The organism is Sodalis sp. RH19, assembly GCF_047324215.1.
Taxonomy (GTDB): Bacteria; Pseudomonadota; Gammaproteobacteria; order Enterobacterales; family Enterobacteriaceae; genus Acerihabitans.
The window spans coordinates 5132340-5155216 of sequence record NZ_CP178734.1 but is presented as its reverse complement, the minus strand read 5'-3'; the positions used below and the strand labels follow the sequence as shown (position 1 = coordinate 5155216).

General features: G+C 54.3%; 38 protein-coding genes. 2 read left to right on the top strand and 36 right to left on the bottom strand.

The window, feature by feature from the left end; translation table 11 throughout:
* Positions 1 to 7: 7 nt before the first annotated feature.
* The 21 genes from rplO to rpsJ all read right to left on the bottom strand — a co-directional run bounded on the left by rplO (position 8) and on the right by rpsJ (position 9184).
* Positions 8 to 442: a 50S ribosomal protein L15 gene (gene rplO, locus ACL2XF_RS23200; protein WP_162368677.1), complete on the bottom strand. Its 435-nt coding sequence runs from the start codon at positions 440 to 442 to the stop codon at positions 8 to 10.
* 3 nt (positions 443 to 445) lie between these two features.
* The gene (gene rpmD, locus ACL2XF_RS23195; RefSeq protein WP_162368678.1) at positions 446 to 625 is read right to left on the bottom strand and encodes a 50S ribosomal protein L30; all 180 of its coding nucleotides are present in this window, start codon (positions 623 to 625) and stop codon (positions 446 to 448) included.
* A gap of 6 nt (positions 626 to 631) precedes the next feature.
* The gene (rpsE, locus tag ACL2XF_RS23190) at positions 632 to 1132 is read right to left on the bottom strand and encodes a 30S ribosomal protein S5 (protein WP_162368679.1); all 501 of its coding nucleotides are present in this window, start codon (positions 1130 to 1132) and stop codon (positions 632 to 634) included.
* 14 nt (positions 1133 to 1146) lie between these two features.
* The gene (gene rplR, locus ACL2XF_RS23185) at positions 1147 to 1500 is read right to left on the bottom strand and encodes a 50S ribosomal protein L18 (protein ID WP_162368680.1); all 354 of its coding nucleotides are present in this window, start codon (positions 1498 to 1500) and stop codon (positions 1147 to 1149) included.
* A gap of 9 nt (positions 1501 to 1509) precedes the next feature.
* The gene (gene rplF / locus ACL2XF_RS23180; RefSeq protein WP_410013283.1) at positions 1510 to 2043 is read right to left on the bottom strand and encodes a 50S ribosomal protein L6; all 534 of its coding nucleotides are present in this window, start codon (positions 2041 to 2043) and stop codon (positions 1510 to 1512) included.
* 13 nt (positions 2044 to 2056) lie between these two features.
* Positions 2057 to 2449, bottom strand: a complete 393-nt coding sequence (rpsH, locus tag ACL2XF_RS23175; RefSeq protein ID WP_410013282.1) for a 30S ribosomal protein S8 — start codon at positions 2447 to 2449, stop codon at positions 2057 to 2059.
* A gap of 33 nt (positions 2450 to 2482) precedes the next feature.
* Positions 2483 to 2788: a 30S ribosomal protein S14 gene (rpsN, locus tag ACL2XF_RS23170; protein WP_410013281.1), complete on the bottom strand. Its 306-nt coding sequence runs from the start codon at positions 2786 to 2788 to the stop codon at positions 2483 to 2485.
* 12 nt (positions 2789 to 2800) lie between these two features.
* Positions 2801 to 3340, bottom strand: a complete 540-nt coding sequence (rplE, locus tag ACL2XF_RS23165; RefSeq protein ID WP_162368684.1) for a 50S ribosomal protein L5 — start codon at positions 3338 to 3340, stop codon at positions 2801 to 2803.
* 14 nt (positions 3341 to 3354) lie between these two features.
* Positions 3355 to 3669: a 50S ribosomal protein L24 gene (gene rplX, locus ACL2XF_RS23160; RefSeq protein WP_162368685.1), complete on the bottom strand. Its 315-nt coding sequence runs from the start codon at positions 3667 to 3669 to the stop codon at positions 3355 to 3357.
* A 10-nt stretch (positions 3670 to 3679) separates the two neighbouring features.
* Positions 3680 to 4051 carry a 50S ribosomal protein L14 gene (gene rplN, locus ACL2XF_RS23155; protein ID WP_132923655.1) on the bottom strand — a complete coding sequence of 124 codons (372 nt, stop codon included), beginning with the start codon at positions 4049 to 4051 and terminating at the stop codon, positions 3680 to 3682.
* 169 nt (positions 4052 to 4220) lie between these two features.
* Positions 4221 to 4475 (bottom strand): 30S ribosomal protein S17, encoded by a 255-nt coding sequence (gene rpsQ / locus ACL2XF_RS23150; RefSeq protein ID WP_410013280.1) that lies wholly within the window; start codon positions 4473 to 4475, stop codon positions 4221 to 4223.
* Complete coding sequence (gene rpmC, locus ACL2XF_RS23145; protein WP_410013279.1) at positions 4472 to 4666, bottom strand: 50S ribosomal protein L29; 195 nt, start codon at positions 4664 to 4666, stop codon at positions 4472 to 4474. The genes rpsQ and rpmC overlap by 4 nt, the downstream gene beginning before the upstream one ends.
* Positions 4666 to 5076, bottom strand: coding sequence for a 50S ribosomal protein L16 (gene rplP / locus ACL2XF_RS23140; protein ID WP_162368688.1), 411 nt, complete (start codon positions 5074 to 5076; stop codon positions 4666 to 4668). Before rplP ends, rpmC begins: the two co-directional genes overlap by 1 nt.
* Positions 5077 to 5088: 12 nt before the next feature.
* Positions 5089 to 5790, bottom strand: a complete 702-nt coding sequence (rpsC, locus tag ACL2XF_RS23135; protein ID WP_162368689.1) for a 30S ribosomal protein S3 — start codon at positions 5788 to 5790, stop codon at positions 5089 to 5091.
* Positions 5791 to 5807: 17 nt separating this feature from the next.
* On the bottom strand, positions 5808 to 6140 hold the full coding sequence (gene rplV / locus ACL2XF_RS23130) for a 50S ribosomal protein L22 (RefSeq protein ID WP_011412083.1): 333 nt from the start codon (positions 6138 to 6140) through the stop codon (positions 5808 to 5810).
* 14 nt (positions 6141 to 6154) lie between these two features.
* Positions 6155 to 6433, bottom strand: a complete 279-nt coding sequence (rpsS, locus tag ACL2XF_RS23125) for a 30S ribosomal protein S19 (protein ID WP_132923660.1) — start codon at positions 6431 to 6433, stop codon at positions 6155 to 6157.
* 14 nt (positions 6434 to 6447) lie between these two features.
* On the bottom strand, positions 6448 to 7272 hold the full coding sequence (gene rplB, locus ACL2XF_RS23120) for a 50S ribosomal protein L2 (protein WP_410013278.1): 825 nt from the start codon (positions 7270 to 7272) through the stop codon (positions 6448 to 6450).
* Between the two features lie 17 nt (positions 7273 to 7289).
* Positions 7290 to 7592, bottom strand: a complete 303-nt coding sequence (gene rplW, locus ACL2XF_RS23115) for a 50S ribosomal protein L23 (protein WP_162368692.1) — start codon at positions 7590 to 7592, stop codon at positions 7290 to 7292.
* Complete coding sequence (gene rplD / locus ACL2XF_RS23110) at positions 7589 to 8194, bottom strand: 50S ribosomal protein L4 (protein WP_410013277.1); 606 nt, start codon at positions 8192 to 8194, stop codon at positions 7589 to 7591. The genes rplW and rplD overlap by 4 nt, the downstream gene beginning before the upstream one ends.
* A gap of 16 nt (positions 8195 to 8210) precedes the next feature.
* Complete coding sequence (gene rplC / locus ACL2XF_RS23105; protein WP_410013276.1) at positions 8211 to 8840, bottom strand: 50S ribosomal protein L3; 630 nt, start codon at positions 8838 to 8840, stop codon at positions 8211 to 8213.
* Between the two features lie 32 nt (positions 8841 to 8872).
* Positions 8873 to 9184, bottom strand: coding sequence for a 30S ribosomal protein S10 (rpsJ, locus tag ACL2XF_RS23100; protein ID WP_001181005.1), 312 nt, complete (start codon positions 9182 to 9184; stop codon positions 8873 to 8875).
* Positions 9185 to 9530: 346 nt separating this feature from the next.
* Between rpsJ and ACL2XF_RS23095 the strand changes: the two genes are divergently transcribed.
* Positions 9531 to 10274 (top strand): prepilin peptidase, encoded by a 744-nt coding sequence (locus tag ACL2XF_RS23095; protein WP_413727602.1) that lies wholly within the window; start codon positions 9531 to 9533, stop codon positions 10272 to 10274.
* 141 nt (positions 10275 to 10415) lie between these two features.
* On the opposite strand, the gene bfr is transcribed toward ACL2XF_RS23095, so the two are convergent.
* The 11 genes from bfr to fkpA form a co-directional block, all read right to left on the bottom strand.
* The gene (gene bfr / locus ACL2XF_RS23090) at positions 10416 to 10895 is read right to left on the bottom strand and encodes a bacterioferritin (RefSeq protein ID WP_410013274.1); all 480 of its coding nucleotides are present in this window, start codon (positions 10893 to 10895) and stop codon (positions 10416 to 10418) included.
* 73 nt (positions 10896 to 10968) lie between these two features.
* Positions 10969 to 11163: a bacterioferritin-associated ferredoxin gene (gene bfd / locus ACL2XF_RS23085; RefSeq protein ID WP_410013273.1), complete on the bottom strand. Its 195-nt coding sequence runs from the start codon at positions 11161 to 11163 to the stop codon at positions 10969 to 10971.
* Positions 11164 to 11337: 174 nt separating this feature from the next.
* The gene (gene tuf / locus ACL2XF_RS23080) at positions 11338 to 12522 is read right to left on the bottom strand and encodes an elongation factor Tu (RefSeq protein ID WP_410013272.1); all 1185 of its coding nucleotides are present in this window, start codon (positions 12520 to 12522) and stop codon (positions 11338 to 11340) included.
* Between the two features lie 71 nt (positions 12523 to 12593).
* Positions 12594 to 14702, bottom strand: a complete 2109-nt coding sequence (gene fusA, locus ACL2XF_RS23075) for an elongation factor G (protein WP_410013271.1) — start codon at positions 14700 to 14702, stop codon at positions 12594 to 12596.
* A gap of 96 nt (positions 14703 to 14798) precedes the next feature.
* Positions 14799 to 15269 carry a 30S ribosomal protein S7 gene (gene rpsG, locus ACL2XF_RS23070; protein WP_011412093.1) on the bottom strand — a complete coding sequence of 157 codons (471 nt, stop codon included), beginning with the start codon at positions 15267 to 15269 and terminating at the stop codon, positions 14799 to 14801.
* A 94-nt stretch (positions 15270 to 15363) separates the two neighbouring features.
* Positions 15364 to 15738, bottom strand: coding sequence for a 30S ribosomal protein S12 (gene rpsL / locus ACL2XF_RS23065; protein WP_162367223.1), 375 nt, complete (start codon positions 15736 to 15738; stop codon positions 15364 to 15366).
* A 257-nt stretch (positions 15739 to 15995) separates the two neighbouring features.
* On the bottom strand, positions 15996 to 16283 hold the full coding sequence (gene tusB, locus ACL2XF_RS23060; RefSeq protein ID WP_413721561.1) for a sulfurtransferase complex subunit TusB: 288 nt from the start codon (positions 16281 to 16283) through the stop codon (positions 15996 to 15998).
* A gap of 14 nt (positions 16284 to 16297) precedes the next feature.
* Entirely contained in the window at positions 16298 to 16657 is a 360-nt protein-coding gene (gene tusC / locus ACL2XF_RS23055) for a sulfurtransferase complex subunit TusC (RefSeq protein WP_413727601.1), read from the bottom strand.
* Between the two features lie 9 nt (positions 16658 to 16666).
* Positions 16667 to 17053: a sulfurtransferase complex subunit TusD gene (gene tusD, locus ACL2XF_RS23050; protein WP_413723503.1), complete on the bottom strand. Its 387-nt coding sequence runs from the start codon at positions 17051 to 17053 to the stop codon at positions 16667 to 16669.
* Positions 17054 to 17055: 2 nt separating this feature from the next.
* Positions 17056 to 17778 (bottom strand): transcriptional regulator, encoded by a 723-nt coding sequence (locus tag ACL2XF_RS23045; protein WP_410013268.1) that lies wholly within the window; start codon positions 17776 to 17778, stop codon positions 17056 to 17058.
* Positions 17779 to 18060: 282 nt separating this feature from the next.
* Positions 18061 to 18930 (bottom strand): FKBP-type peptidyl-prolyl cis-trans isomerase, encoded by an 870-nt coding sequence (gene fkpA, locus ACL2XF_RS23040; protein ID WP_410013267.1) that lies wholly within the window; start codon positions 18928 to 18930, stop codon positions 18061 to 18063.
* 327 nt (positions 18931 to 19257) lie between these two features.
* Between fkpA and ACL2XF_RS23035 the strand changes: the two genes are divergently transcribed.
* Positions 19258 to 19476: a protein SlyX gene (locus ACL2XF_RS23035; RefSeq protein ID WP_162367218.1), complete on the top strand. Its 219-nt coding sequence runs from the start codon at positions 19258 to 19260 to the stop codon at positions 19474 to 19476.
* An 82-nt stretch (positions 19477 to 19558) separates the two neighbouring features.
* Here the strand turns inward: ACL2XF_RS23035 and slyD are convergent, their stop codons facing one another.
* The 4 genes from slyD to kefG all read right to left on the bottom strand — a co-directional run bounded on the left by slyD (position 19559) and on the right by kefG (position 22825).
* The gene (gene slyD, locus ACL2XF_RS23030; protein WP_410013266.1) at positions 19559 to 20146 is read right to left on the bottom strand and encodes a peptidylprolyl isomerase; all 588 of its coding nucleotides are present in this window, start codon (positions 20144 to 20146) and stop codon (positions 19559 to 19561) included.
* 94 nt (positions 20147 to 20240) lie between these two features.
* On the bottom strand, positions 20241 to 20444 hold the full coding sequence (locus ACL2XF_RS23025; protein ID WP_410013265.1) for a YheV family putative zinc ribbon protein: 204 nt from the start codon (positions 20442 to 20444) through the stop codon (positions 20241 to 20243).
* A complete protein-coding gene (kefB, locus tag ACL2XF_RS23020; RefSeq protein ID WP_410013264.1) occupies positions 20428 to 22272 on the bottom strand; it encodes a glutathione-regulated potassium-efflux system protein KefB in 1845 nt (614 codons plus the stop codon). Before kefB ends, ACL2XF_RS23025 begins: the two co-directional genes overlap by 17 nt.
* A complete protein-coding gene (gene kefG, locus ACL2XF_RS23015) occupies positions 22265 to 22825 on the bottom strand; it encodes a glutathione-regulated potassium-efflux system ancillary protein KefG (RefSeq protein ID WP_410016712.1) in 561 nt (186 codons plus the stop codon). Before kefG ends, kefB begins: the two co-directional genes overlap by 8 nt.
* Between the last annotated feature and the right edge of the window lie 52 nt (positions 22826 to 22877).

Sequence of the window (22877 nt, the reverse complement as noted above, 5' to 3'; positions counted from 1 at the left end):
CTGCTACTTATTCCTCAATTGTACCGCCAGCAGCTTCGATTGCAGCACGAGCGCCTTTGGTGACACGCAGACCGCGCAGGGTTACTGCGCGATTGATTTCGCCGGAAAGCATGACTTTCGCGAATTCAATCTGGGTGCCAACAATGTTAGCGGCTTTAAGCGTGTTGAGATCGATAACCTCGCCTTCCACCTGCGCCAGCTCGGACAGGCGAACTTCCGCCGTGACCATAGCCTTGCGCGAGGTGAAGCCGAATTTGGGCAGACGACGGTATAAAGGCATCTGGCCACCTTCAAACCCACGACGTACGCCACCGCCAGAACGAGACTTCTGACCTTTGTGACCACGACCTGCGGTTTTACCGAGACCGGAACCGATACCGCGACCTACACGCCGAGGAGCGTGCTTGGAGCCCTCAGCCGGAGACAGAGTATTTAAGCGCATCTCTTACTCCTCAACTTTGACCATGTAGGAAACCAAATTGACCATACCGCGTACAGCAGGAGTATCCTCGCGCTCTACGGTGTGACCAATGCGACGCAGGCCCAAGCCAACCAAAGTTGCCTTGTGTCTCGGCAGACGACCGATGGAACTGCGCGTCTGAGTTATTTTAATCATCTGTGCCATGGTCAATTACCCCAGAATTTCTTCAACGGATTTACCACGCTTGGCAGCGACCATTTCGGGGGACTTCATGTTAGCAAGGGCATCGATAGTTGCACGAACCACGTTAATCGGGTTGGTGGAACCATAGGTCTTTGCTAATACGTTGTGGACCCCTGCGACTTCCAGGACGGCGCGCATTGCACCACCGGCGATAATACCGGTACCTTGGGAAGCCGGCATCATGAACACACGGGAACCCGTATGAGCACCTTTAACAGGATGCTGCAGGGTGCCGCTGTTCAGCGCGACATTCATCATATTGCGACGGGCTTTTTCCATCGCCTTCTGGATCGCTGCCGGAACTTCGCGTGCTTTGCCGTAGCCAAAACCTACGCGGCCGTTACCATCACCAACAACAGTCAGTGCGGTAAAACTAAAAATACGGCCACCTTTAACGGTCTTGGAAACGCGATTTACCGCGATAAGCTTTTCCTGCAGTTCGCCAGCTTGTTTCTCAGTGTGTGCCATCTTACACCTCTACCTTAGAACTGAAGGCCAGCTTCACGGGCAGCATCTGCCAGTGCCTGGACTCGACCATGATATTGGAATCCGGAACGGTCAAAAGCGACAATCTTGATGCCTTTTTCCAGAGCGCGTTCTGCAATAGTTTTACCTACAGCAGTCGCGGCATCTTTATTACCGGTACCCTTTAATTGCTCCGCGATAGCTTTTTCTACTGTAGAAGCGGCTACCAGAACTTCAGAACCATTCGGGGCAATGACCTGCGCATAAATATGGCGCGGGGTACGATGTATAACCAGGCGGGTTGCGCCCAGTTCTTGGAGCTTGCGGCGTGCGCGGGTCGCACGACGGATACGAGCTGCTTTCTTATCCATAGTGTTACCTTACTTTTTCTTAGCCTCTTTGGTACGCACGACTTCGTCGGCGTAACGGACACCCTTGCCTTTGTAAGGCTCAGGACGACGATAGGCTCGCAAATCAGCCGCAATCTGCCCAACAGCCTGCTTATCAGCGCCTTTCAGCACGATTTCTGTCTGGGTCGGGCATTCAGCGGTGATGCCTGCCGGTAAAACATGGTCGATGGGGTGTGAATAGCCAAGGGCCAAATTCACCACATTGCCTTTTACCGCGGCACGATAACCTACGCCTACCAGCTGCAGCTTCTTGGTGAAGCCTTCAGTAACACCGACAATCATTGCATGCAACAGTGCACGGGTCGTACCCGCCAGGGCCCAGCCATTCGCTTCGCCTTCACGAGGCACAAACGTCAGGTTGTTGTCCGCATAGTTAACATGAACAGCGTCGTGGATAGTACGACTCAGCTCGCCGTTTTTACCTTTGATCGAAATTTCCTGACCGTTGAGTTTTATCTCTACGCCGGCAGGAACTACGACATGTGCTTTTGCAACACGAGACATGTTTTCCTCCCGATTAAGCTACGTAGCAGATAATCTCGCCACCAAGACCAGCCTGGCGAGCCGCACGATCAGTCATGACACCTTTAGAGGTAGAAACAACAGCAATACCTAAACCGGCCATAACTTTCGGCAACGCATCTTTTTTCTTATAGATACGCAGACCAGGACGGCTGATACGCTGGATGGTTTCCACAACCGGCTTACCCTGGAAGTACTTCAGTACGATTTCCAGCGTAGGCTTGGTGTCGCCTTCGATTTTGAATTCTTCAATAAAGCCTTCTTCTTTCAGCAAATTGGCGATGGCCACTTTAAGCTTGGAGGAAGGCATGGAGACCGCTGTTTTGTTCGCGGTTTGACCGTTACGGATACGGGTCAGCATATCCGCGATCGGATCTTGCATGCTCATCTGTCTTTACTCCCGTGATTCAATTGGTGACAATTACCAGCTAGCCTTTCTCAGACCCGGGATTTCACCGCGCATGGCAGTTTCACGGACTTTGATACGGCTCAACCCGAATTTCCGCAGGAAAGCATGCGGACGACCAGTTTGGCGGCAGCGGTTACGCTGACGAGACGGGCTGGAATCACGCGGCAGAGTCTGCAGCTTGAGAACCGCATCCCAACGTTCTTCATCAGAAGAACCTACGCTTGAGATGATGGTTTTAAGTTCAGCGCGCTTTGCGAAGAATTTCTCAGCTAATTTCACGCGTTTGACTTCGCGTGCTTTCATGGATTGTTTAGCCATTAGTACCCTGCCTTACTTGCGGAATGGGAAGTTAAAGGCGGCCAACAGTGCACGACCTTCATCATCGGATTTCGCAGTAGTGGTGATGGTAATATCCAAGCCACGAACGCGATCGACTTTGTCATAATCGATTTCCGGGAAGATGATCTGCTCACGTACGCCCATGCTGTAGTTACCACGACCATCGAACGACTTGGTGGACAAGCCACGGAAGTCACGAATACGCGGTACAGCAATGGATATCAGTCGCTCAAAGAACTCCCACATGCGTTCACCACGCAGGGTTACTTTACAGCCGATCGGATAGCCCTGACGGATTTTGAAGCCCGCAACGGATCTGCGTGCCTTGGTGATAAGCGGTTTTTGACCGGAAATTGCCGCTAAATCGTTCGCAGCATTATCCAGCAGTTTTTTATCAGCAATCGCTTCACCAACACCCATGTTCAGGGTGATCTTCTCGACCCGAGGGACTTGCATGACAGAATGATAGCCGAATTCTTTCATTAACTTTTCGACTAGTTCGTCTTTGTAGTAATCATGCAGTTTCGCCATCGTACTACTCCAAGTTACTTGATTGTTTCGCCGTTAGATTTGAAGATACGGACTTTTTTTCCGTCTTCAATCTTAAAGCCTACACGGTCCGCCTTGTTGGAGGCACCGTTGAAGATAGCAAGGTTGGAAAGCTGAATTGCCGCTTCCTGTTCAACGATGCCGCCCGGCTGGTTCGTAGCCGGAACTGGTTTTTGGTGTTTCTTAACCAGATTGATACCTTCAACAATGGCCTTGCCCGTAGACAGGACATTCTTTACTTTACCGCGCTTACCTTTATCTTTGCCGGTTAGCACGATAACTTCGTCATCACGACGGATTTTCGCTGCCATGATTCGCTCCTTAAAGTACTTCTGGTGCCAGAGAAATGATTTTCATGAACTTTTCGGTACGCAGTTCACGAGTCACCGGCCCAAAAATACGCGTACCGATGGGTTGCTCACTATTGTTATTCAACAAAACACAAGCATTACCATCGAAGCGAACGACAGAACCGTCAGGGCGACGGACACCCTTCTTGGTGCGCACCACTACCGCCTTCAGGACATCACCTTTTTTGACCTTGCCACGCGGAATTGCTTCCTTGATGGTGATCTTGATGATATCGCCGACGCCTGCGTAGCGACGGTGCGAGCCACCTAGAACCTTGATACACATTACGCGACGCGCGCCGGAGTTGTCGGCCACGTTCAGCATAGTCTGTTCTTGGATCATGTTAGTGCTCCGCTAATGTCAACTACAACTTTAGGACCCATATTAGGTCGTTAAGAAAAACCCCATAATACAGGGCGCAGCATTATAACACCGCACTCAGGATATGGGTAGAAAAAATAAACGGCTCGTGCTGTGAGCCGTTTATCTTGTTTGGAGCGCGCTTACTGTATTACAGAATCGCTTTCTCTACAACGCGAACAAGTGTCCAGGACTTAGTCTTGGAGATCGGACGGCATTCGCGGATTTCCACGACGTCACCGATACCACTTTCATTGCTCTCGTCGTGTACGTGCAGCTTGGTCGTACGCTTGATGAATTTGCCGTAAATCGGGTGTTTCACAAAACGTTCGATGGCAACGACAATGGATTTCTCCATTTTGTCGCTGATCACGCGACCTTGCAGAGTACGGATATTGTCACTCATTGCGCACCCGCCTTCTCAGTCAATAACGTTTTAACGCGTGCAACATTGCGACGCACTTGCAACAACAGGTGTGTCTGTTGCAGCTGGCCACTGGCCGCCTGCATGCGCAGGTTAAACTGCTCGCGCAACAGGTTCAACAGCTCGGTGTTCAGCTCTTCAACGCTTTTTTCACGCAGCTCTTTTGCTTTCATTACATCACCGTCTTAGTTACAAAGGTGGTTTTAATCGGCAGTTTCGCTGCTGCCAGCTTGAAGGCTTCGCGGGCAACTTCTTCCGGAACGCCGTCCATTTCATACAGGACTTTGCCCGGTTGAATCAAGGCAACCCAATATTCCACGTTGCCCTTACCTTTACCCATACGCACTTCAAGCGGCTTCTCGGTGATCGGTTTGTCCGGGAATACACGGATCCAGATCTTACCTTGACGCTTAACTGCACGCGTCATTGCACGACGCGCAGCTTCGATTTGACGAGCAGTCAGACGACCACGGCCAACAGCTTTCAGACCGAAAGTACCGAAGCTAATATCCGTGCCCGCAGCCAGACCGCGGTTGCGGCCCTTATGCATTTTACGGAATTTTGTACGCTTTGGTTGTAACATCAGCGACTCTCCTTACTTGCGGCCTTTGCGCTGCTGCTTTTTAGGTTGAGCAGCCGGTTTTTCCGGTTGTTCAACGGCAGCCATACCACCCAGAATCTCACCTTTGAAGATCCACACTTTTACGCCGATGACACCATAAGTGGTGCGCGCTTCGGAGGTGTTGTAGTCGATATCCGCACGCAGCGTATGCAGCGGAACGCGACCTTCGCGGTACCATTCGGTACGTGCGATTTCAGCGCCGCCAAGACGACCACTGACTTCAACTTTAATACCCTTAGCGCCCAGACGCATGGCGTTCTGTACAGCACGCTTCATAGCACGACGGAACATAACACGACGTTCCAGCTGTGAAGAGATGCTGTCAGCGACCAGCTTCGCGTCCAGTTCCGGTTTACGGATTTCGGCAATATTGATCTGCGCAGGCACGCCGGCGATATCCGCAACGACCTTACGCAGTTTTTCAACGTCTTCACCTTTCTTGCCGATAACGATGCCCGGACGAGCGGTGTGAATAGTCACACGGATGCTCTTGGCCGGACGCTCGATAACGATGCGAGAAACGGAAGCCTTCGCCAGTTCCTTGATCAGGAATTGACGAACTTTAAAGTCGCTGTCCAGGTTGTCAGCGAATTCTTTGGTATTCGCGTACCAGGTAGAGTTCCAAGGTTTGACAATACCCAGGCGAATACCATTAGGATGTACTTTCTGACCCATTGCTAGTCTCCAGAGTCTCAGCGATCGGACACAACCACAGTGATGTGGCTGGTGCGCTTCAAGATGCGATCCGCCCGACCTTTTGCACGAGGCATAATGCGCTTCATGCTTGGGCCGGCGTCGACGAATATTTTCGCGACTTTCAGATCATCGATATCTGCGCCATCGTTGTGTTCAGCGTTAGCAATGGCAGACTCCAGTACTTTTTTAACCAGACCAGCAGCTTTCTTGTTGGTATAGGTCAAAACTTCCAGAGCTTGCGACACTTTCTTACCGCGGATAAGGTCAGCCACCAGGCGTACCTTTTGAGCAGAAGAACGAGCGTGGCGATGTTGAGCGATAGTTTCCATCTCTTCCTCCTACCTTAGCGTTTTTTAGCCTTACGGTCGGCCGCATGGCCGCGATAAGTACGCGTCGGCGCGAATTCACCCAGTTTGTGACCGACCATTTCGTCGGAAACAAATACCGGTACGTGCTGACGACCATTATGGACAGCGATGGTCAAACCGATCATTGTTGGAAAGATCGTTGAACGACGGGACCAAGTGCGTATAGGCTTCTTGTCACCGCTTTCCACCGCTTTCTCTACCTTCTTCAGCAAGTGCAGGTCTATGAATGGACCTTTCTTGAGAGAACGTGGCATGGTTTATCCTCTAATTATTTTTTACTACGGCGACGTACGATGAACTTATCGGTACGCTTATTACTACGGGTCTTCTTACCTTTGGTCTGCAGGCCCCACGGACTGACCGGGTGCTTACCAAAGTTACGACCTTCACCACCACCATGCGGGTGATCCACCGGGTTCATCGCCGTACCGCGGACGGTCGGACGAATACCACGCCAGCGGCTTGCACCGGCTTTGCCCAGTACACGCAGCATGTGTTCGGCGTTACCGACTTCACCCATGGTTGCGCGGCATTCAGACTGCACTTTACGCATTTCGCCGGAGCGAAGACGCAGAGTGACATAAGCGCCGTCACGGGCAACAATCTGAACGTAAGCACCGGCGGAACGCGCCAGCTGACCGCCTTTACCCGGTTTCATTTCCACGTTATGCACGGTGGAACCAACCGGAATATTGCGCATCGGCAGGGTGTTGCCGGCCTTGATGGCGGCGTCGACGCCAGACTGAATCTGGTCACCTGCTTTCAGGCCTTTCGGCGCCAGTACGTAACGACGTTCGCCGTCTTTGTACAGCACTAAAGCGATGTTGGCAGAACGGTTCGGATCATATTCCAGGCGCTCTACGATTGCCGGGATACCGTCTTTGTCGCGTTTAAAATCGACAACACGGTATTGTTGTTTATGACCACCACCGATATGGCGCGTAGTGATACGGCCATTGTTGTTACGTCCACCGGATTTAGTGAGTTTTTCCAGCAACGGGCCATAAGGCTTGCCCTTGTGCAGCTCAGGGTTGACCACTTTAACTACGTGGCGACGACCCGGAGATGTCGGTTTACATTTAACAATTGCCATTGTTCTTCTCCTCCGACTTACTCTGCGCCGCCGATGAAGTCCATGTTCTGGCCTTCCTTCAGGGTGACGTAAGCTTTTTTCCAGTCGCTACGACGACCGATACGCTGTCCATGACGCTTCGTTTTCCCTTTAACGATCAGGGTGCGAACGTCATTGACTTCGACTTCAAACAGTTTATGCACAGCGGCTTTAATTTCTGCTTTGGTCGCGTCTTTAGCTACTTTGAGTACGATGGTGTTATGCTTTTCCATCGCTGCAGACGCTTTTTCAGAAACGTGCGGCGCGCGCAAAACTTTCAGCAAACGTTCTTCACGAATCATGCCAGCATCTCCTCAACTTGCTTCACAGCGTCAGCCGTCATGACGACTTTGTCGAAGGCGATCAGGCTAACCGGGTCAATACCTGCGACATCGCGAACGTCTACTTTGTAGAGGTTGCGCGCGGCCAGGAACAGGTTTTCATCCAGTTCGCTCGTAATGATCAGCACATCTGCAAGCGACATGTCTTTCAGTTTCTGTACCAGCAGCTTGGTTTTAGGCGCTTCGACAGAAAAAGACTCAACGACGATCAGACGTTCTTGACGTACCAGCTCGGACAGGATGCTTTTCAGCGCCCCACGGTACATCTTCTTATTTACCTTCTGGCTGTGATCCTGCGGCTTGGCGGCAAATGTTACGCCACCTGAACGCCAGATTGGGCTCTTCACCGTACCTGAACGCGCGCGACCGGTACCCTTCTGACGCCATGGTTTCTTACCGGAACCAGTAACTTCAGCACGGGTCTTCTGAGCGCGAGTACCTTGACGGGCACCTGCTGCATAAGCAACAACAACCTGGTGTACCAGCGCTTCGTTGAAGTCACGCCCGAAGGTAGTTTCGGAAACAGTCAGCGCGCTTTGCGCGTCTTTCAATACCAATTCCATTCCTATCTCCTCGACGTTACGCCTTGACAGCCGGTTTAACGATCAGGTCGCCGCCGGTTGCTCCCGGGACAGCGCCTTTGACCAGCAGCAGGTTGCGCTCAACGTCAACACGTACTACGTCCAGGCTTAGAACGGTTACACGCTCGTTACCCATCTGGCCTGCCATTTTCTTGCCCTTGAATACCTTACCCGGAGTCTGGTTCTGACCGATTGAACCATGACCACGGTGGGACAAGGAGTTACCATGGGTAGCATCCTGGGTACGGAAGTTCCAGCGCTTTACAGTGCCTGCAAATCCTTTACCTTTGGACGTACCGGTAACGTCAACTTTTTTCACATCGGCGAACAGTTCGACGCTGATGCTTTGACCCGCAGTGATTTCTGCAACGTCTTCGACGCGGAATTCCCACAGGCCACGGCCGGCTTCAACGCCTGCCTTAGCGAAGTGACCGGCTTCAGGCTTAGTCACACGATTGGCTTTTTTGGTGCCGGTGGTGACCTGAATAGCGCGGTAACCGTCGTTGTCCAGGTCTTTAACCTGAGTTACGCGGTTGGCTTCGATTTCAATAACGGTTACTGGGATGGAAACGCCATCTTCAGTGAAGATGCGAGTCATGCCCACTTTACGACCGACTAAACCCTTCATTGTTTCAACCTCTCAATCGTTTGGTGACCTGATTAACCCAGGCTGATCTGCACATCAACACCAGCAGCCAGATCCAGACGCATCAGAGCATCAACGGTTTTTTCGGTTGGCTCAACGATGTCAACCAGACGCTTATGAGTGCGAATCTCATACTGATCGCGCGCATCTTTATTGACGTGCGGAGAAATCAGAACGGTAAAGCGCTCTTTGCGGGTCGGCAGCGGGATCGGACCCCGTACCTGAGCACCGGTACGTTTGGCAGTCTCGACTATTTCCGCGGTTGATTGATCGATCAAACGATGATCAAACGCTTTCAAACGGATACGGATTCTTTGGTTCTGCATGAGACCAGAGCTCCAATTATTTATAAACGTAGAAAATTACTCCTCGCACCCATTTCGATTGATGGGGGAGTGTAATCATTCAGTATTATCCCCATATCGGGGATGTTGTGTGCTGGCTTACCGCCTTCGCGGCCAGCGCGGACTCATTGAGTCGGCTTGTTTCTTATGTCTATGAGACAAGCCCGCGCATTATACGTTAATTTGCTCATGAAGCAAGCGACGATACGGTAAAAAACGCCGGAAACCGGCGCTCATTCCATTTCCGCAGGGGCAGAATGGGCGGCGGCACCGATTTCAGGCAGGCTTATGCCAGCTGGGATGCCGGGATAAGGGAAGGAAGGTGCGCGTGATAACGGTATTGTCGGTTTTCTGCCTGCTCTTGTATGGCGTCATCATGGGCCATCTCGCCCGGCGCATTCTCGGATGGGCCCGCGCGCTGCCAGGCGCCACGGCGGCGCGGCGCGGGCCACTGCCGGACGGCGGTTGCGCCGGCGGGGGACGGTTGGCGTATGGCCGGCTTACGGCGATCTCCGGCCAGCGGGCTTCCGCGGCGCCTGGGGCCCGCCGCGCCGCGTGGACAATGCTGTCCCGCCAGATGTGGAAACGGCGCTGCGAGGCAAGCTGCGCGCTGGCGTTCCTGGCGGCGTTCGCCGCCCTGCCGGCGGAACGCCTGGTGAGCGGCCTGGTGTTCAGCTGGTTTTTATTAACGCTGAGCTGGATTGACTATCATACCCTGCTGCTGCCCGACCGGCTTACCCTGCCCTTCCTGCTGTGCGGACTGCTAAGCCCGCTTGGCGAGCCGCAATCGCTCTATGTCGGCCTGCTGGGCGCGCTGTGCGGCGGCGGCGGCCTGTGGCTGCTGAACGGGGTGTTTTACCGGGTGAGAGGCTACGCGGGGCTGGGCGGCGGCGATATCAAGCTGCTGAGCGGGCTGGGGGCCTGGCTGGGATGGCAAGCGTTGCCGCTGTTATGCGCGAGCGCGGCGCTGACCGGGATAGCGTGGTGGCTGCGGCGCCGGACGGCGGATAAAGACATTCCCTTTGGTCCCTGCCTGGCGCTGGCAGGCTGGTGGATATACATCGGCCCTTAGCGCCACTGCCCGGCCGCACATGACAATGCGGCCAGGTTACGCCGGAAACGCGGCAGCCAGGAGCCGATGCGTATCGGTCATAACCGTCGCATCATGCGCAGGCGTTGCTTTATCATTATTTAGCGGGGAACAGCCTGACGCCTATTGCGCCGCATCTTTTAACTGGGACTGGAGATAGTTCTGCAGGCCGACCAGTTTGATTAAATCCAGTTCGGTTTCCAGGAAATCGATATGGTGCTCTTCGTCCGCCAATATCTCGATCAGCAGATCGCGGGTGACATAATCCCGGACGCTGTCGGCATAAGAGATGCCTTCGCGCAGATCCTGCGCGCCCTGCAGTTCCAGGTTCAAATCCGAACGCAGCATTTCCTCGACATTTTGCCCGATGTTAAGCGTGCCCAGATCCTGCAGGTTAGGCAGTCCCTCCAGGAAAAGAATACGCTCGATATAACGATCGGCGTGCTTCATTTCATCGATGGATTCGTGGTATTCAATGTCGTTCAGACGCATCAGCCCCCAGTTCTTAAACATACGGGCGTGCAGGAAGTACTGATTGATGGCTACCAGCTCGTTGCCAAGCAGGGTATTGAGATGGGTGATAATTTGGTCATCGCCTTTCATAATTCACTCCTCCGTTGCGGTAATGTACAGAATATAACCGCGTCAGAGTAAATCAAGGTAATAACCCTACTAATTATGCAATTTTTTCAAACGGCACTAACTGCTGTAATTCGTCTTCCATAACCAACCGGGCCTTGCATGCGCATTTACCGCATTTATTCGCCACCGGCACGACACTTTTAAGTTCTTGAAACGTCTTCGGTTGGTAGTTTCTTACCGCCTTGCGTATGGCAGTATCGCTTACCGCATTACACAAACAAACGTACATTTTTCATACTCATTAAAATCAAATTAGGCATAATTTAAATGAGAACGAGTGTCATTTCAATAGCAGAACTATTTTTGTTTTGTAAATATCCGTCGCCGGTAAATAACCGCTTCTTTTTGCAGCAAATAAAAAAAGGGCGCCAAGGCGCCCTTTTTTGCATAAAACGGAAATGTCTTACGCGATAACCTTGGCAACCACGCCGGCGCCAACGGTACGGCCGCCTTCGCGAATAGCGAAACGCAGGCCGTCGTCCATGGCGATCGGGGCAATCAGGTTAACAACCATTTTGATGTTGTCGCCAGGCATAACCATTTCCACGCCTTCCGGCAGTTCGATGGTACCGGTCACGTCAGTGGTACGGAAGTAGAACTGAGGACGGTAGCCTTTGAAGAACGGCGTATGACGGCCGCCTTCATCCTTGGATAGGATGTAGACTTCGGATTCGAACTGGGTATGCGGGTGGATTGAACCCGGTTTAGCCAGTACCTGGCCGCGTTCCACGTCGTCACGCTTGGTGCCGCGCAGCAGGACGCCGACGTTTTCACCGGCACGGCCTTCGTCCAGCAGTTTGCGGAACATTTCAACGCCGGTACAAGTGGTCTTGATGGTGGCTTTGATGCCGACGATTTCAACTTCTTCGCCCACTTTAACGATGCCGCGTTCCACACGACCGGTTACCACGGTGCCGCGGCCGGAGATGGAGAATACGTCTTCGATAGGCAGCAGGAACGGCTTGTCAATCGCACGTACCGGTTCCGGGATGTAGGTATCCAGGGCTTCGGCCAGTTCGATGATTTTAGAGGTCCAGGCTTCGTCGCCTTCCAGTGCTTTCAGCGCGGAACCACGGATTACCGGGGTGTCGTCGCCTGGGAAGTCGTACTGGGACAGCAGTTCGCGCACTTCCATTTCAACCAGTTCCAGCAGTTCTTCGTCATCGACCATGTCGCATTTGTTCATGAAGACGATGATGTAAGGAACGCCTACCTGGCGAGCCAGCAGGATGTGTTCGCGGGTCTGCGGCATCGGGCCGTCGGTTGCGGCAACCACCAGGATTGCGCCATCCATCTGGGCGGCGCCGGTGATCATGTTTTTCACATAGTCGGCGTGTCCCGGGCAGTCTACGTGCGCGTAGTGGCGGGCCGGGGTGTCGTATTCAACGTGGGACGTGTTGATGGTGATACCACGGGCCTTTTCTTCCGGCGCGTTATCGATCTGATCGAAAGCACGGGCGCTGCCGCCGTAAGCTTTGGCCAGCACGGTGGTGATGGCGGCGGTCAGGGTGGTTTTACCATGGTCGACGTGACCGATGGTGCCGACGTTAACGTGCGGTTTTGTGCGTTGGAACTTTTCTTTAGACACGGCTATATTCCTTACTCTTATGCTCTCCCCCATTGGAGAGAGCACGGGATATTAATTGTAGACCCTAAAGCTTATTTACCGGCTTTACGGGCTTCGATAATGGCCTGAGCAACATTGTTCGGTGCTTCATTGTACTTCAGGAACTCCATGGAGTAAGAAGCACGGCCCTGAGTCTGTGAACGCAGATCTGTAGCATATCCAAACATTTCAGACAAGGGGACCTGCGCACGAACGGTCTTGCCGGTCGCAGTATCTTCCATGCCGTCGATCATGCCGCGACGACGGTTCAAGTCACCGATAACGTCACCCATGTAGTCTTCAGGCGTTTCAACTTCAACTTTCATGATAGGTTCCAGCAGAACTGGTTTCGCTTTCATGAAGCCTTCTTTAAACGCCATGGAACCGGCAATTTTAAACGCCATTTCCGAGGAGTCGACTTCGTGGTATGAACCATCGAAGGCCGCAACACGGACGTCCACAATCGGATATCCGGCCAGAACGCCGTTTTTCAGCTGTTCCTGGACGCCTTTATCCACCGCGGGCACGTATTCTTTTGGAACCACGCCGCCGACGATTTCATTAAGGAATTCGTAGCCTTTACCACCTGGTTCCATCGGTTCGATACGCAACCAGATGTGACCGAACTGACCGCGACCACCGGACTGACGAACAAACTTGCCTTCTTGCTCAACAGTATTGCGGATGGTTTCGCGGTACGCTACCTGCGGTTTACCGACGTTAGCTTCAACGTTGAACTCGCGACGCATACGATCGACGAGTATTTCGAGATGCAGTTCGCCCATACCTGCGATGATGGTCTGACCGGACTCTTCATCGGTCCAGACGCGGAAAGACGGATCTTCCTGCGCCAGACGGCCCAGGGCCAGACCCATTTTTTCCTGGTCGGCCTTGGTTTTCGGTTCGACAGCCACGGAGATAACCGGTTCCGGGAACTCCATGCGTTCCAGGATGATCGGTTTGCTCTGATCGCACAGCGTATCGCCGGTGGTCACATCTTTCAAGCCAATCGCAGCGGCGATATCGCCGGCGCGGACTTCCTTGATTTCTTCACGTTTGTTGGCGTGCATCTGCACGATACGGCCAAAACGCTCACGTTTGTCTTTAACGGAGTTCAGCACGGTATCGCCGGAGTTAACCACACCGGAATAAACGCGGAAGAAGGTCAGGTTGCCCACGAACGGGTCGGTGGCGATTTTAAACGCCAGCGCCGAAAAGGGTTCGTCATCGCTTGAATGGCGTTCGGCATGGGTCTCGCCGTCTTCCAGCACGCCGTTGATGGCCTGAACGTCGGTCGGTGCCGGCAGGTATTCGATTACCGCATCCAGCATCGCCTGTACGCCTTTGTTCTTAAACGCAGAACCGCAGGTGACCAGGATGATTTCGTTGTTCAGCACGCGTTGACGCAGACCCATCTTGATTTCTGCTTCGGTCAGTTCTTCGCCGCCGAGGTATTTATCCATCAGCTCGTCATTGGCTTCAGCCGCGGATTCAACCATATGTTGATGCCACTTCTGCGCCAGTTCCTGCAGTTCAGCCGGGATCTCTTCATATTCGAAGCTGATGCCCTGATCGGCCTCACTCCAGTTGATGGCTTTCATCTTCACCAGATCGACAACGCCGGTGAATTTTTCTTCGGCGCCGATGGCCAGCTGGATCGGAACCGGGTTAGCGGCCAGACGGGTTTTCAGCTGTTCAACAACGCGCAGGTAGTTCGCGCCCATACGGTCCATTTTATTCACGAACGCGATACGCGGAACTTTATATTTATTGGCCTGGCGCCACACGGTTTCGGACTGAGGTTGCACACCGCCTACCGCACAGTAAACCATGACCGCGCCATCAAGCACACGCATGGAACGTTCTACTTCGATGGTGAAGTCAACGTGTCCCGGGGTGTCGATGATGTTGATGCGATGGGCATCAAACTGTTTAGCCATACCGGACCAGAAACAGGTGGTCGCCGCGGACGTAATGGTAATTCCGCGCTCTTGTTCCTGTTCCATCCAGTCCATGGTGGCGGCGCCATCGTGGACTTCACCGATTTTATGGTTTACACCGGTATAGAACAGAATACGTTCAGTGGTGGTGGTTTTACCGGCGTCGATGTGCGCACTGATACCGATATTACGATAACGCACAATTGGTGTTATACGAGCCATTTGTATCCTCGATTACTGGGGCGTTCTATTCGAGCTAACCCAGGAAGGGCGAGCTGTCCGCACGCCCACCTGGTTAGCATGACTACAGCGGCATAATTACCAGCGGTAGTGGGCGAACGCCTTGTTGGCATCTGCCATACGGTGAACGTCTTCACGTTTCTTAACAGCAGTGCCTTTATTTTCTGCTGCATCGGAAAGTTCGTTCGCCAGGCGCAGGGCCATAGATTTATCACCGCGTTTACGAGCAGCTTCAACGATCCAACGCATTGCCAGGGCATTACGACGGACCGGACGAACTTCTACTGGCACCTGATAAGTAGAACCACCAACGCGACGGGACTTGACTTCGACAGTCGGGCGCACGTTGTCCAGAGCTACTTCGAAAGCTTCCAGATGTCCTTTACCGGAACGCTGAGCCAGGGTCTCCAGCGCGGTATAGACAATTGCTTCGGCAGTAGATTTTTTACCATCTACCATCAGGATATTGACAAATTTTGCCAACAGCTCGGATCCGAACTTAGGATCCGGCAGGATTTTACGTTGACCAATGACGCGACGACGTGGCATGGGATAACTCCGTTGTTAATTCAGGATTGTCCAAAACTCAATGAGTTCTTTGACATTAATAATAAAATGTTTGGCCTTACTTAACGGAGAACCATTAAGACTTGGGCTTCTTCACGCCGTATTTGGAGCGGCCCTGCTTACGGTCTTTAACGCCTGAGCAGTCGAGCGCACCGCGAACGGTGTGGTAACGCACACCGGGAAGGTCTTTTACACGACCGCCACGGATCAGGATCACGGAGTGTTCCTGCAGGTTATGGCCTTCACCGCCGATATAGGAAGTGACTTCAAAACCGTTAGTCAGACGAACACGGCATACTTTACGCAGCGCGGAGTTCGGTTTTTTCGGGGTGGTGGTATATACGCGGGTACATACGCCACGTTTTTGCGGGCATGCTTCCAGCGCCGGAACGTTGCTTTTAGCAACCTTCATGGTGCGTGGCTTGCGTACCAGCTGGTTAATTGTTGCCATTCGATAAAACTCCTGGTTTTTGCTTCGTAAACACGTAATAAATCGCCTCGTTAAGCCGCAAGGCAAAGAACGAGGACGCAGAATTTTATGGCCGACGGGTGAGGGTGTCAAGAAATATACAATATACCCGCTATCTTTCGCGCGGCGGATGCATTGGCTGCGTCCGTTTATCCCCCTCCCTTATCGCTGTACGCTGATCGCAATGCGTTCCCTTGACCGCCTTGCCGCAAGGCGAAATTCAGAGGGTAGCGCCCTGCTTACCATGCCATTTGTTGCGGTTGTTTTACCGTCAGCGAGACAAACCCAGTATAGCTTATCAGGGTGATTTTGTCCGAAAAATGAGCAAGCAGGCCGCGGGCGGCAACGTCGGCGTCAAGGGCATACAACCCGAGCGGCGAGGCGATAAGCCGCTCCAGCGCGACGGTCCCCGCCAGCCCGGCTATCACGCCGTCCTGTATCAACAGCAGATCGTCGCCCCTGCGGGCGGTAAGCAGCAGCGCCGGCAAGTCGCGGGCGTAAGGGGAGCGGCTAAGGGTATAAAGCATGGCGTTTTCCCGGCTCAGAAGGTCAAGACAGTATCAAAAGCGGACAAGCGCTCGCGCCAGCGCGCGGCGGGCAACACCTCGGCGTCGAGCACCCAGCCCACGGCGCCGGCCAGCCCGCGCTCCGCCAGGGACTCCGCGCAGAGGTAAAAACGCGTGATATCGTAAATCGGCAATACGCCGAAGGTGGGGATGAAATTGCGCGCCAGGATTTCCGCCGGCCGCTGCTGCGGCAATAGCAACAGGACGCCATCGCCAATAAAAAACACGCCGATCTCATCGGTTAGCGCCGATGCGGCCAGCAGCGCATCCAGTCCTTCCCGTCCAGACGCGTCGCCGTGGGGGCCATGGGTAAAAACAAAGGCAAGGCGTTTCATCAGGGCACCTTAAAACTGGATAAACCGATCGCACTCAAGCACGGCCTGCGCCAGCGCGCCCAGGCCGCTCAGGGTAAAACCCGGCTGCAGGTTGCCCTGCTCCGGTGCCGGCGGCGCATCCTGCGCCCCGTCCGTCACCCCCCGGCGCAACGCCGCGGAGACACATACATCCAACGGCACCTGATGCTCCCGGCCAAGCTGCTGCCAGGCGCGCACGATATCCACCTCGTCGCCGGCCGGGGACGTATGGCGATTGGCGTTATAGACGCCGTCCTGATAAAAAAAAATGCTGTTGATCCGGTGGCCTGCGGCCAGCAAGGCCCGTGCGAACTGCAGGGCGCTGCTGGACTGCTGCGTGCCGTAGGCCGGCCCGCCGACCATCAGGCAGTAACGCAGGCTCACCGATCCAATCCCAGGAAATCACCGCTTTTAAACTGGCGGATATACAAATAGACCGTATGTTTGGAAATATTCAGCCGATCCGCCACCTGGTTGATGGCGTCCTTGATATCGAAAATGCCCTTTTCATACAGGTTAAGCACAATCTGGCGGTTCTTGGCGTTGTTGGACACGCCGCGATCGGCATTGACTTCCTCGATGGTGAACTCAAGGGTTTGCGCCACCAGGTCGTCCACCGAAGACGCGAAATTGACCGAGGTGGCGTTTTCCTGGGCTTCCGGCGGGACAAAGGTTTGCATGATTTGGGAAAAGGGCACGTCAAGATTCATATTGATGCACAGCAGGCCGATGACCCGTTGTTCGCGGTTGCGAATGGCGATGGTGACGGATTTCATCAGCACGCCGCTTTTGGCCCGGGTAAAGTAGGCTTTCGACACGCTGCTGTCCTCGCCCGCCATGTCATGCAGCATGCGCAGGGCCAGGTCGGAAATGGGCGAGCCGATTTTGCGTCCGGTGTGTTCGCCGTTGGCGATGCGCACGGCGGAGCTTTTCAAATCTTCCAGGGAATGCAGCACGATTTCGCAGTGTTCGCCGATAAGCATCGCCAGTCCATCCACCACGGCTTCGTAGGATGCCAGTATTTCATGATCAACTGGGCTGAATGGCCGTTCGTCCAAAACATCCAGTTCGTTGAATTCTGGGGTCGGAAGAGAAGTAGACATATGCAGACACCACCCGTTAAAGCGAGCCTGTCCGCATCCCTGGACAAACTCGGCTGTCAGTTGTATTTACCGGTCGCTAGTCTAGCAAATGATTTAAAACGCTGTCCTTGTGTTTGGACAGATTTTTACAACTTATTGGCCGGCAAAAGCGCTATAACGCGCTTTTTTTGGGTTGGCATGCCCGGTTTCCGGCGGGAGAATGTGAATAAAAAAGGGCGGTGGCTGTTGAAACAGACACCGCCCTTCACCACCGACGACGCGTTTTATGCGCCGGCAGTGTGGTTATTTAGTGGTTTCAGCCGCGCCGGCCGGTGCTTCAGCCGCCGGCTTTTCGCCTTCGGCAGCCTTAGCCGCCGGTTTAATATCCAGCAGTTCCACGTCGAAAATCAGGGTGGAGTTGGCTGGGATTCCCGGGACGCCGGTTTTGCCATACGCCTGTTCCGGCGGAATCACCAACTCGATCTTGCCGCCTTTGTGGATCTCTTTCAGGCCTTCGGTCCAGCCGGGGATGACGCCGTCAAGACGGAATGACAGAGGTTCGCCGCGTTTGTAGGAGTTGTCGAATTCCGTACCGTCGGCCAGCGTACCCTTGTAGTTGACCACCACGGTATCGCTATTGGTCGGCGCTTTGCCGGTACCCGGTTTTTCAACTTTGTACAGAACACCGCTGGCCGTTTTCTTCACGCCTTTTTGCTTGGCGTAGTCGGCGCGGAATTTATCGCCTTTTTCGGCGTTGTCCTTGGCTTCCTGCTCCATTTTGGCCTGGGCGGCTTCTTTCACGCGCGCCTCGAAGCTCTGGAGAGTAGCCTCGATTTCTTCGTCAGTCAGCTTGCTCTTGTTGCCAAAAGCGTCCTGAACACCGGCGATCAGCTGATCTTTATCCAGCTTGATGCCTAACTTTTCCTGTTCCTTCAGGGAGTTGTCCATGTACCGACCCAATGAGGCGCCTAACGCGTAAGCAGCCTGTTCCTCGCTGCTTTTGAATTTGTCCGAGGTGGCGTTGGCCGGAGCAGTTGCCGGAGCGGTCGCTGTGGTGCCAGCCGCGGCGGGGGCATCAGCCGCTGCGGTGCTATCCGCGGCCATTACCTGGGCAGCATTGAGGGCTAGCGCCATGGTGGTAGCCAACAGCGTGACTTTAAACAGTGATTTCATCCATATCTCCATAGCCTGGGCTATCTTGTCCCAAGGTCGATAACTAAGTTAAGCCGATACTATAGCCGTGAGCGTAAACACAACACAATCGCTATCCCGATGAATTGAGTCTTTCTAAGACTTTTTTTACGTCAAGAAGTTTCTTTTTTAGCGGCGCCATTGAAGCCTGGTTCGGTGACGCGGGCATATAATAGGCTTTCGGCGGGCATTTATCGTCATTTACCGATAGAATAACACCTGGTTGTTGTCGCAGCTTAATCCGGGTATGAGGTCGGGCCGACGCGATCGCCCCTATTCCATGATAAACGGTATTGAGAGGAGGACACTATGGAGTTATCCCAATTGGAACAACGTCTTGATTTGCTGGAAGGCCGGCTTGCGTTCCAGGAAGTCACGATAGATGAACTGAATCAGACCGTCGTCGCGCATCAACGGGATATCGGCAGGCTGCAGGAGCAACTGCGCTTATTGTCGGAGAAACTGCGCACGCAGCAAACCTCGATTATCGCGTCTCAATCGGAAGAGACGCCGCCGCCGCACTATTAATTTTAATTAATTCGTTGAATAACCAATAAAACGGGGCGGAAAAACCCGCCCCATCGGCTATCGGGGTCCGAGCGAACCGGGTTTAGTGGCAACCGCAGCCGCCATTGCCGCCGCATCCGCCGCCTTTGTGCTCGTGGTCATGGCCGTGGCCGCCGCAGCAGTCGCCGCCGTGATCGTGGTCATGGCCTTCATGCTCGTGATCGTGTTCGCCGTGAACATGGCCGTGGGCCAGTTCTTCCGCCGTCGCTTCGCGAATAGCCAGCACCTCGACGTGGAAGTTCAAATCCTGGCCGGCCAGCATGTGGTTGCCGTCCACCACCACATGGTCGCCGTCGACTTCGGTAATTTCAACCGGCACCGGGCCTTGATCGGTCTCGGCCAGGAAACGCATGCCGACCTCAAGTTCCTCGACGCCCATGAACACCTCTTTCGGGACGCGCTGCACCAGGTTGTCGTCGTAATGACCGTAGGCATCGTCGGCAACGATATGCACATCAAAGCTATCGCCCTCATCGTGGCCGTCCAGGGCATTTTCCAGGCCCGAGATCAAAGAACCATGCCCATGGAGATAGTCCAACGGCGCACTCACCGGAGACTCATCGACCAACACGCCATCTTCTGTCCGTACCTGGTAAGCCAGGCTGACCACCAGGTCTTTTGCTACTTTCATGATATCTCCTACCGTTGGAAACTGAATTGGCGCAGATTCTAACGAAAATTTACGCGCATGTATCCTTCAGCTTAAAAAAATTGAGGGTATAAGGCTACTCCGGATCAAAAATACCGATAATGCGATCCTTTGCCGGCGTTTTATCCGCAGCCGCCGGGTCGGTTTGGCGCTGAGTAAAACCGCACTTTACACAAATGACGTTATCCGTCCCCTGGTCCTGCCAGACCGCCAGGGTATCCTTCGCCTGGCACTCGGGGCATACCGCGCCGGCAATAAAACGTTTACGCTTTGCCGTCATGGTGTTTATCTCCCTGCGGATGGTTATCTTCCCAGCCGTCAAGCTGGCGACGTTCATGCTGCATTTCGCGCTGGAAGATATCCTCCAGCTCGCGCCGGGCCTCCTTGACGCGGGATATTTGCGCCACATCCCCCTGCAGCTGCGGCATCAGCTCCCGCAGCATGCGGGTATCGATGCGGCGGAAATGCTGCTGGGCGCGATAGGCCTGGTGGGGATGCATCCCCAGTTCCAACAACGCCTTGCGGCCCAGATCCAGCGCGCTGGAAAAAGTTTCCCGCGAAAATTGATTCACCCCGGCCAGCAGCAGCTCATGGGCCTCGACGCGGCCCCGCGCCCGCGCCAGTATCTTCAGGTGCGGGAAATGCTGCTGGCACAGGTGCACGATGGTCATGTTGTCTTCCGGCGTATTGGCGGCGACCACGATGGCTTTTGCTTTCTCCGCCCCGGCGGCGCGCAGCAACTCAAGCTCGGTGGCATCGCCGTAATACACCTTATAACCATAGCTGCGCATCAGGCTTACCGCACTGATATCGCGCTCAAGTACCGTAATCCGCATCTTATTGGCCATCAGCAGGCGGCCTATCACCTGGCCGAAACGGCCGAAACCCACGATGATCACCTGCGGCTCGTCATCGTCGACGAAGGGTTTTTCACCCTCCTCGTCCTGGGCATTGTAACGTCGGACCAGGATAAGATCGATGAGTTGCATTAATAAGGGGGTGGTAATCATCGACAGCGTCACGGTGACCAGCAGCAGGGCCAGCTGATCGGGCGAGAGGATTTTTTGCGCGCCGGCGGCGGAAAACAGGACAAAGGCGAATTCCCCGCCCTGGCTTAGCACGCCGGCGAACTGTAGCCGCACCGAGCTGCGCAGACCGGATATCCGCGCCAGGATATACAATACCGTCCCTTTGACCAGCACCAGGACCGCCAGGCCGGCCACCACGGTCAGCAAGTGGACATATAAAATGCCCAGGTTGAGCGCCATGCCCACCGAGATGAAAAACAGGCCGAGCAGTAATCCCTTGAACGGCTCGATGGCGATCTCCAGCTCATGGCGGTATTCACTCTCCGCCAGCAGCACGCCGGCGATAAAGGTGCCCAGCGCCATGGATAATCCGAGCATATCCATAAACAGCGCCGCGCCCAGCACCACCATGAGCGAGGCGGCGGTAAACACCTCGCGCACATTAGCCATGGCGACATAACGGAACAGCGGCCGCAGCAGGTAGCGCCCGCCCACCAGCATGATAAAAAACGCCGCCACCTTCATGCCGATTTTCATCCAATCGCTCGGTTCGCTGCCGCCGCCGGCCAGGATAGGGATGAGGGATAACGTGGGGATTACCGCCATATCCTGGAACAGCAGGACGGAAAAGCCGAGCTGGCCGCCTTCATTGCGGTTCATGCCTTTGTCGCGCATCAGCTGCAGCGCGATGGCGGTGGACGACATGGCCAGGCCGATGCCGCCAATCAGCGCCGATTGCCAGGTGGCATGGGTCAGGTAAAGAGCCCCGCCCAGCAGCAACGCGGTAAAGAAAAGCTGCGCGGCGCCGACGCCGAAGATCGATCGCCTCAGTTCCCATAGCTTCGACGGATTCAGCTCCAGGCCGATGATAAACATCAGGAACACCACCCCAAGTTCGGAGAAGTGCAGGATTTCGTCCACATCGCGGATAAAACCCAGCCCCCAGGGGCCGATGGCGATACCCGCCGCAAGGTAGCCGATCACCGCGCCTATGCCCAGGCGCTGGGCTATGGGCACCGCAACGACGGCGGCGAATAAAAACAGCACCACGGCGGTCAAAAACGACGGACTGCTATCCAATGCGTTGTCCCCTTTCGTTAAGCGGCTCTTTCAGCCATTGGGCGTATTCGCCGGCATGGCGCGCCAATACGACGGGATCCAGCCTTCTGGCCCAATAGATCACCTGCGGGCGCACCCAATGCATGCGGCACATGGTGGCGGTCAATTCGAACGGGCGTAGAATATCCTCCATGCCGTAGCGGCTGTAGCCGCGGTTAAGATAAGCGCCCTCCGGTTCGCCGGTGGTGATAACCGTTCGCCAGTATTTCCCCGCCAGGGCGTCGCCGCCGATGCCGCTGGCAAATCCGCGCGCCAGCACCCGGTCGAGCCACTCTTTCAATAATGCCGGGCAGCTGTAAGTATAAAGCGGGTGCTGGAACACAATGACCTGATGTTCACGCAATAATTGCTGTTCGTGGTGAATATCAATAAAAAAATCCGGATAAAAGGCGTAAAGATCATGTACGGTGACATGCTCGAGCGACGATGCCGCCTGCAGCAAAATCCGGTTGGCAACCGAATCCTGTGATTCCGGATGGGCATACAACAACAAAACTTTGGGTGGCTGCGCGATCAATTCCCCTCCAAAGCGTCGTCAGGGCGCGGCTTTTCCGCTACCATGCTTC

Coding starts and splice junctions, on each gene's coding strand:
- rplO (WP_162368677.1), bottom strand. CDS start 442: ATGCGCTTAAATACTCTGTCTCCGGCTGAGGGCTCCAAGCACGCTCCT.
- rpmD (WP_162368678.1), bottom strand. CDS start 625: ATGGCACAGATGATTAAAATAACTCAGACGCGCAGTTCCATCGGTCGT.
- rpsE (WP_162368679.1), bottom strand. CDS start 1,132: ATGGCACACACTGAGAAACAAGCTGGCGAACTGCAGGAAAAGCTTATC.
- rplR (WP_162368680.1), bottom strand. CDS start 1,500: ATGGATAAGAAAGCAGCTCGTATCCGTCGTGCGACCCGCGCACGCCGC.
- rplF (WP_410013283.1), bottom strand. CDS start 2,043: ATGTCTCGTGTTGCAAAAGCACATGTCGTAGTTCCTGCCGGCGTAGAG.
- rpsH (WP_410013282.1), bottom strand. CDS start 2,449: ATGAGCATGCAAGATCCGATCGCGGATATGCTGACCCGTATCCGTAAC.
- rpsN (WP_410013281.1), bottom strand. CDS start 2,788: ATGGCTAAACAATCCATGAAAGCACGCGAAGTCAAACGCGTGAAATTA.
- rplE (WP_162368684.1), bottom strand. CDS start 3,340: ATGGCGAAACTGCATGATTACTACAAAGACGAACTAGTCGAAAAGTTA.
- rplX (WP_162368685.1), bottom strand. CDS start 3,669: ATGGCAGCGAAAATCCGTCGTGATGACGAAGTTATCGTGCTAACCGGC.
- rplN (WP_132923655.1), bottom strand. CDS start 4,051: ATGATCCAAGAACAGACTATGCTGAACGTGGCCGACAACTCCGGCGCG.
- rpsQ (WP_410013280.1), bottom strand. CDS start 4,475: ATGAGTGACAATATCCGTACTCTGCAAGGTCGCGTGATCAGCGACAAA.
- rpmC (WP_410013279.1), bottom strand. CDS start 4,666: ATGAAAGCAAAAGAGCTGCGTGAAAAAAGCGTTGAAGAGCTGAACACC.
- rplP (WP_162368688.1), bottom strand. CDS start 5,076: ATGTTACAACCAAAGCGTACAAAATTCCGTAAAATGCATAAGGGCCGC.
- rpsC (WP_162368689.1), bottom strand. CDS start 5,790: ATGGGTCAGAAAGTACATCCTAATGGTATTCGCCTGGGTATTGTCAAA.
- rplV (WP_011412083.1), bottom strand. CDS start 6,140: ATGGAAACTATCGCTCAACATCGCCACGCTCGTTCTTCTGCTCAAAAG.
- rpsS (WP_132923660.1), bottom strand. CDS start 6,433: ATGCCACGTTCTCTCAAGAAAGGTCCATTCATAGACCTGCACTTGCTG.
- rplB (WP_410013278.1), bottom strand. CDS start 7,272: ATGGCAATTGTTAAATGTAAACCGACATCTCCGGGTCGTCGCCACGTA.
- rplW (WP_162368692.1), bottom strand. CDS start 7,592: ATGATTCGTGAAGAACGTTTGCTGAAAGTTTTGCGCGCGCCGCACGTT.
- rplD (WP_410013277.1), bottom strand. CDS start 8,194: ATGGAATTGGTATTGAAAGACGCGCAAAGCGCGCTGACTGTTTCCGAA.
- rplC (WP_410013276.1), bottom strand. CDS start 8,840: ATGAAGGGTTTAGTCGGTCGTAAAGTGGGCATGACTCGCATCTTCACT.
- rpsJ (WP_001181005.1), bottom strand. CDS start 9,184: ATGCAGAACCAAAGAATCCGTATCCGTTTGAAAGCGTTTGATCATCGT.
- bfr (WP_410013274.1), bottom strand. CDS start 10,895: ATGAAAGGCGATGACCAAATTATCACCCATCTCAATACCCTGCTTGGC.
- bfd (WP_410013273.1), bottom strand. CDS start 11,163: ATGTACGTTTGTTTGTGTAATGCGGTAAGCGATACTGCCATACGCAAG.
- fusA (WP_410013271.1), bottom strand. CDS start 14,702: ATGGCTCGTATAACACCAATTGTGCGTTATCGTAATATCGGTATCAGT.
- rpsG (WP_011412093.1), bottom strand. CDS start 15,269: ATGCCACGTCGTCGCGTCATTGGTCAACGTAAAATCCTGCCGGATCCT.
- rpsL (WP_162367223.1), bottom strand. CDS start 15,738: ATGGCAACAATTAACCAGCTGGTACGCAAGCCACGCACCATGAAGGTT.
- tusB (WP_413721561.1), bottom strand. CDS start 16,283: ATGCTTTATACCCTTAGCCGCTCCCCTTACGCCCGCGACTTGCCGGCG.
- tusC (WP_413727601.1), bottom strand. CDS start 16,657: ATGAAACGCCTTGCCTTTGTTTTTACCCATGGCCCCCACGGCGACGCG.
- ACL2XF_RS23045 (WP_410013268.1), bottom strand. CDS start 17,778: ATGTCTACTTCTCTTCCGACCCCAGAATTCAACGAACTGGATGTTTTG.
- fkpA (WP_410013267.1), bottom strand. CDS start 18,930: ATGAAATCACTGTTTAAAGTCACGCTGTTGGCTACCACCATGGCGCTA.
- ACL2XF_RS23035 (WP_162367218.1), top strand. CDS start 19,258: ATGGAGTTATCCCAATTGGAACAACGTCTTGATTTGCTGGAAGGCCGG.
- slyD (WP_410013266.1), bottom strand. CDS start 20,146: ATGAAAGTAGCAAAAGACCTGGTGGTCAGCCTGGCTTACCAGGTACGG.
- ACL2XF_RS23025 (WP_410013265.1), bottom strand. CDS start 20,444: ATGACGGCAAAGCGTAAACGTTTTATTGCCGGCGCGGTATGCCCCGAG.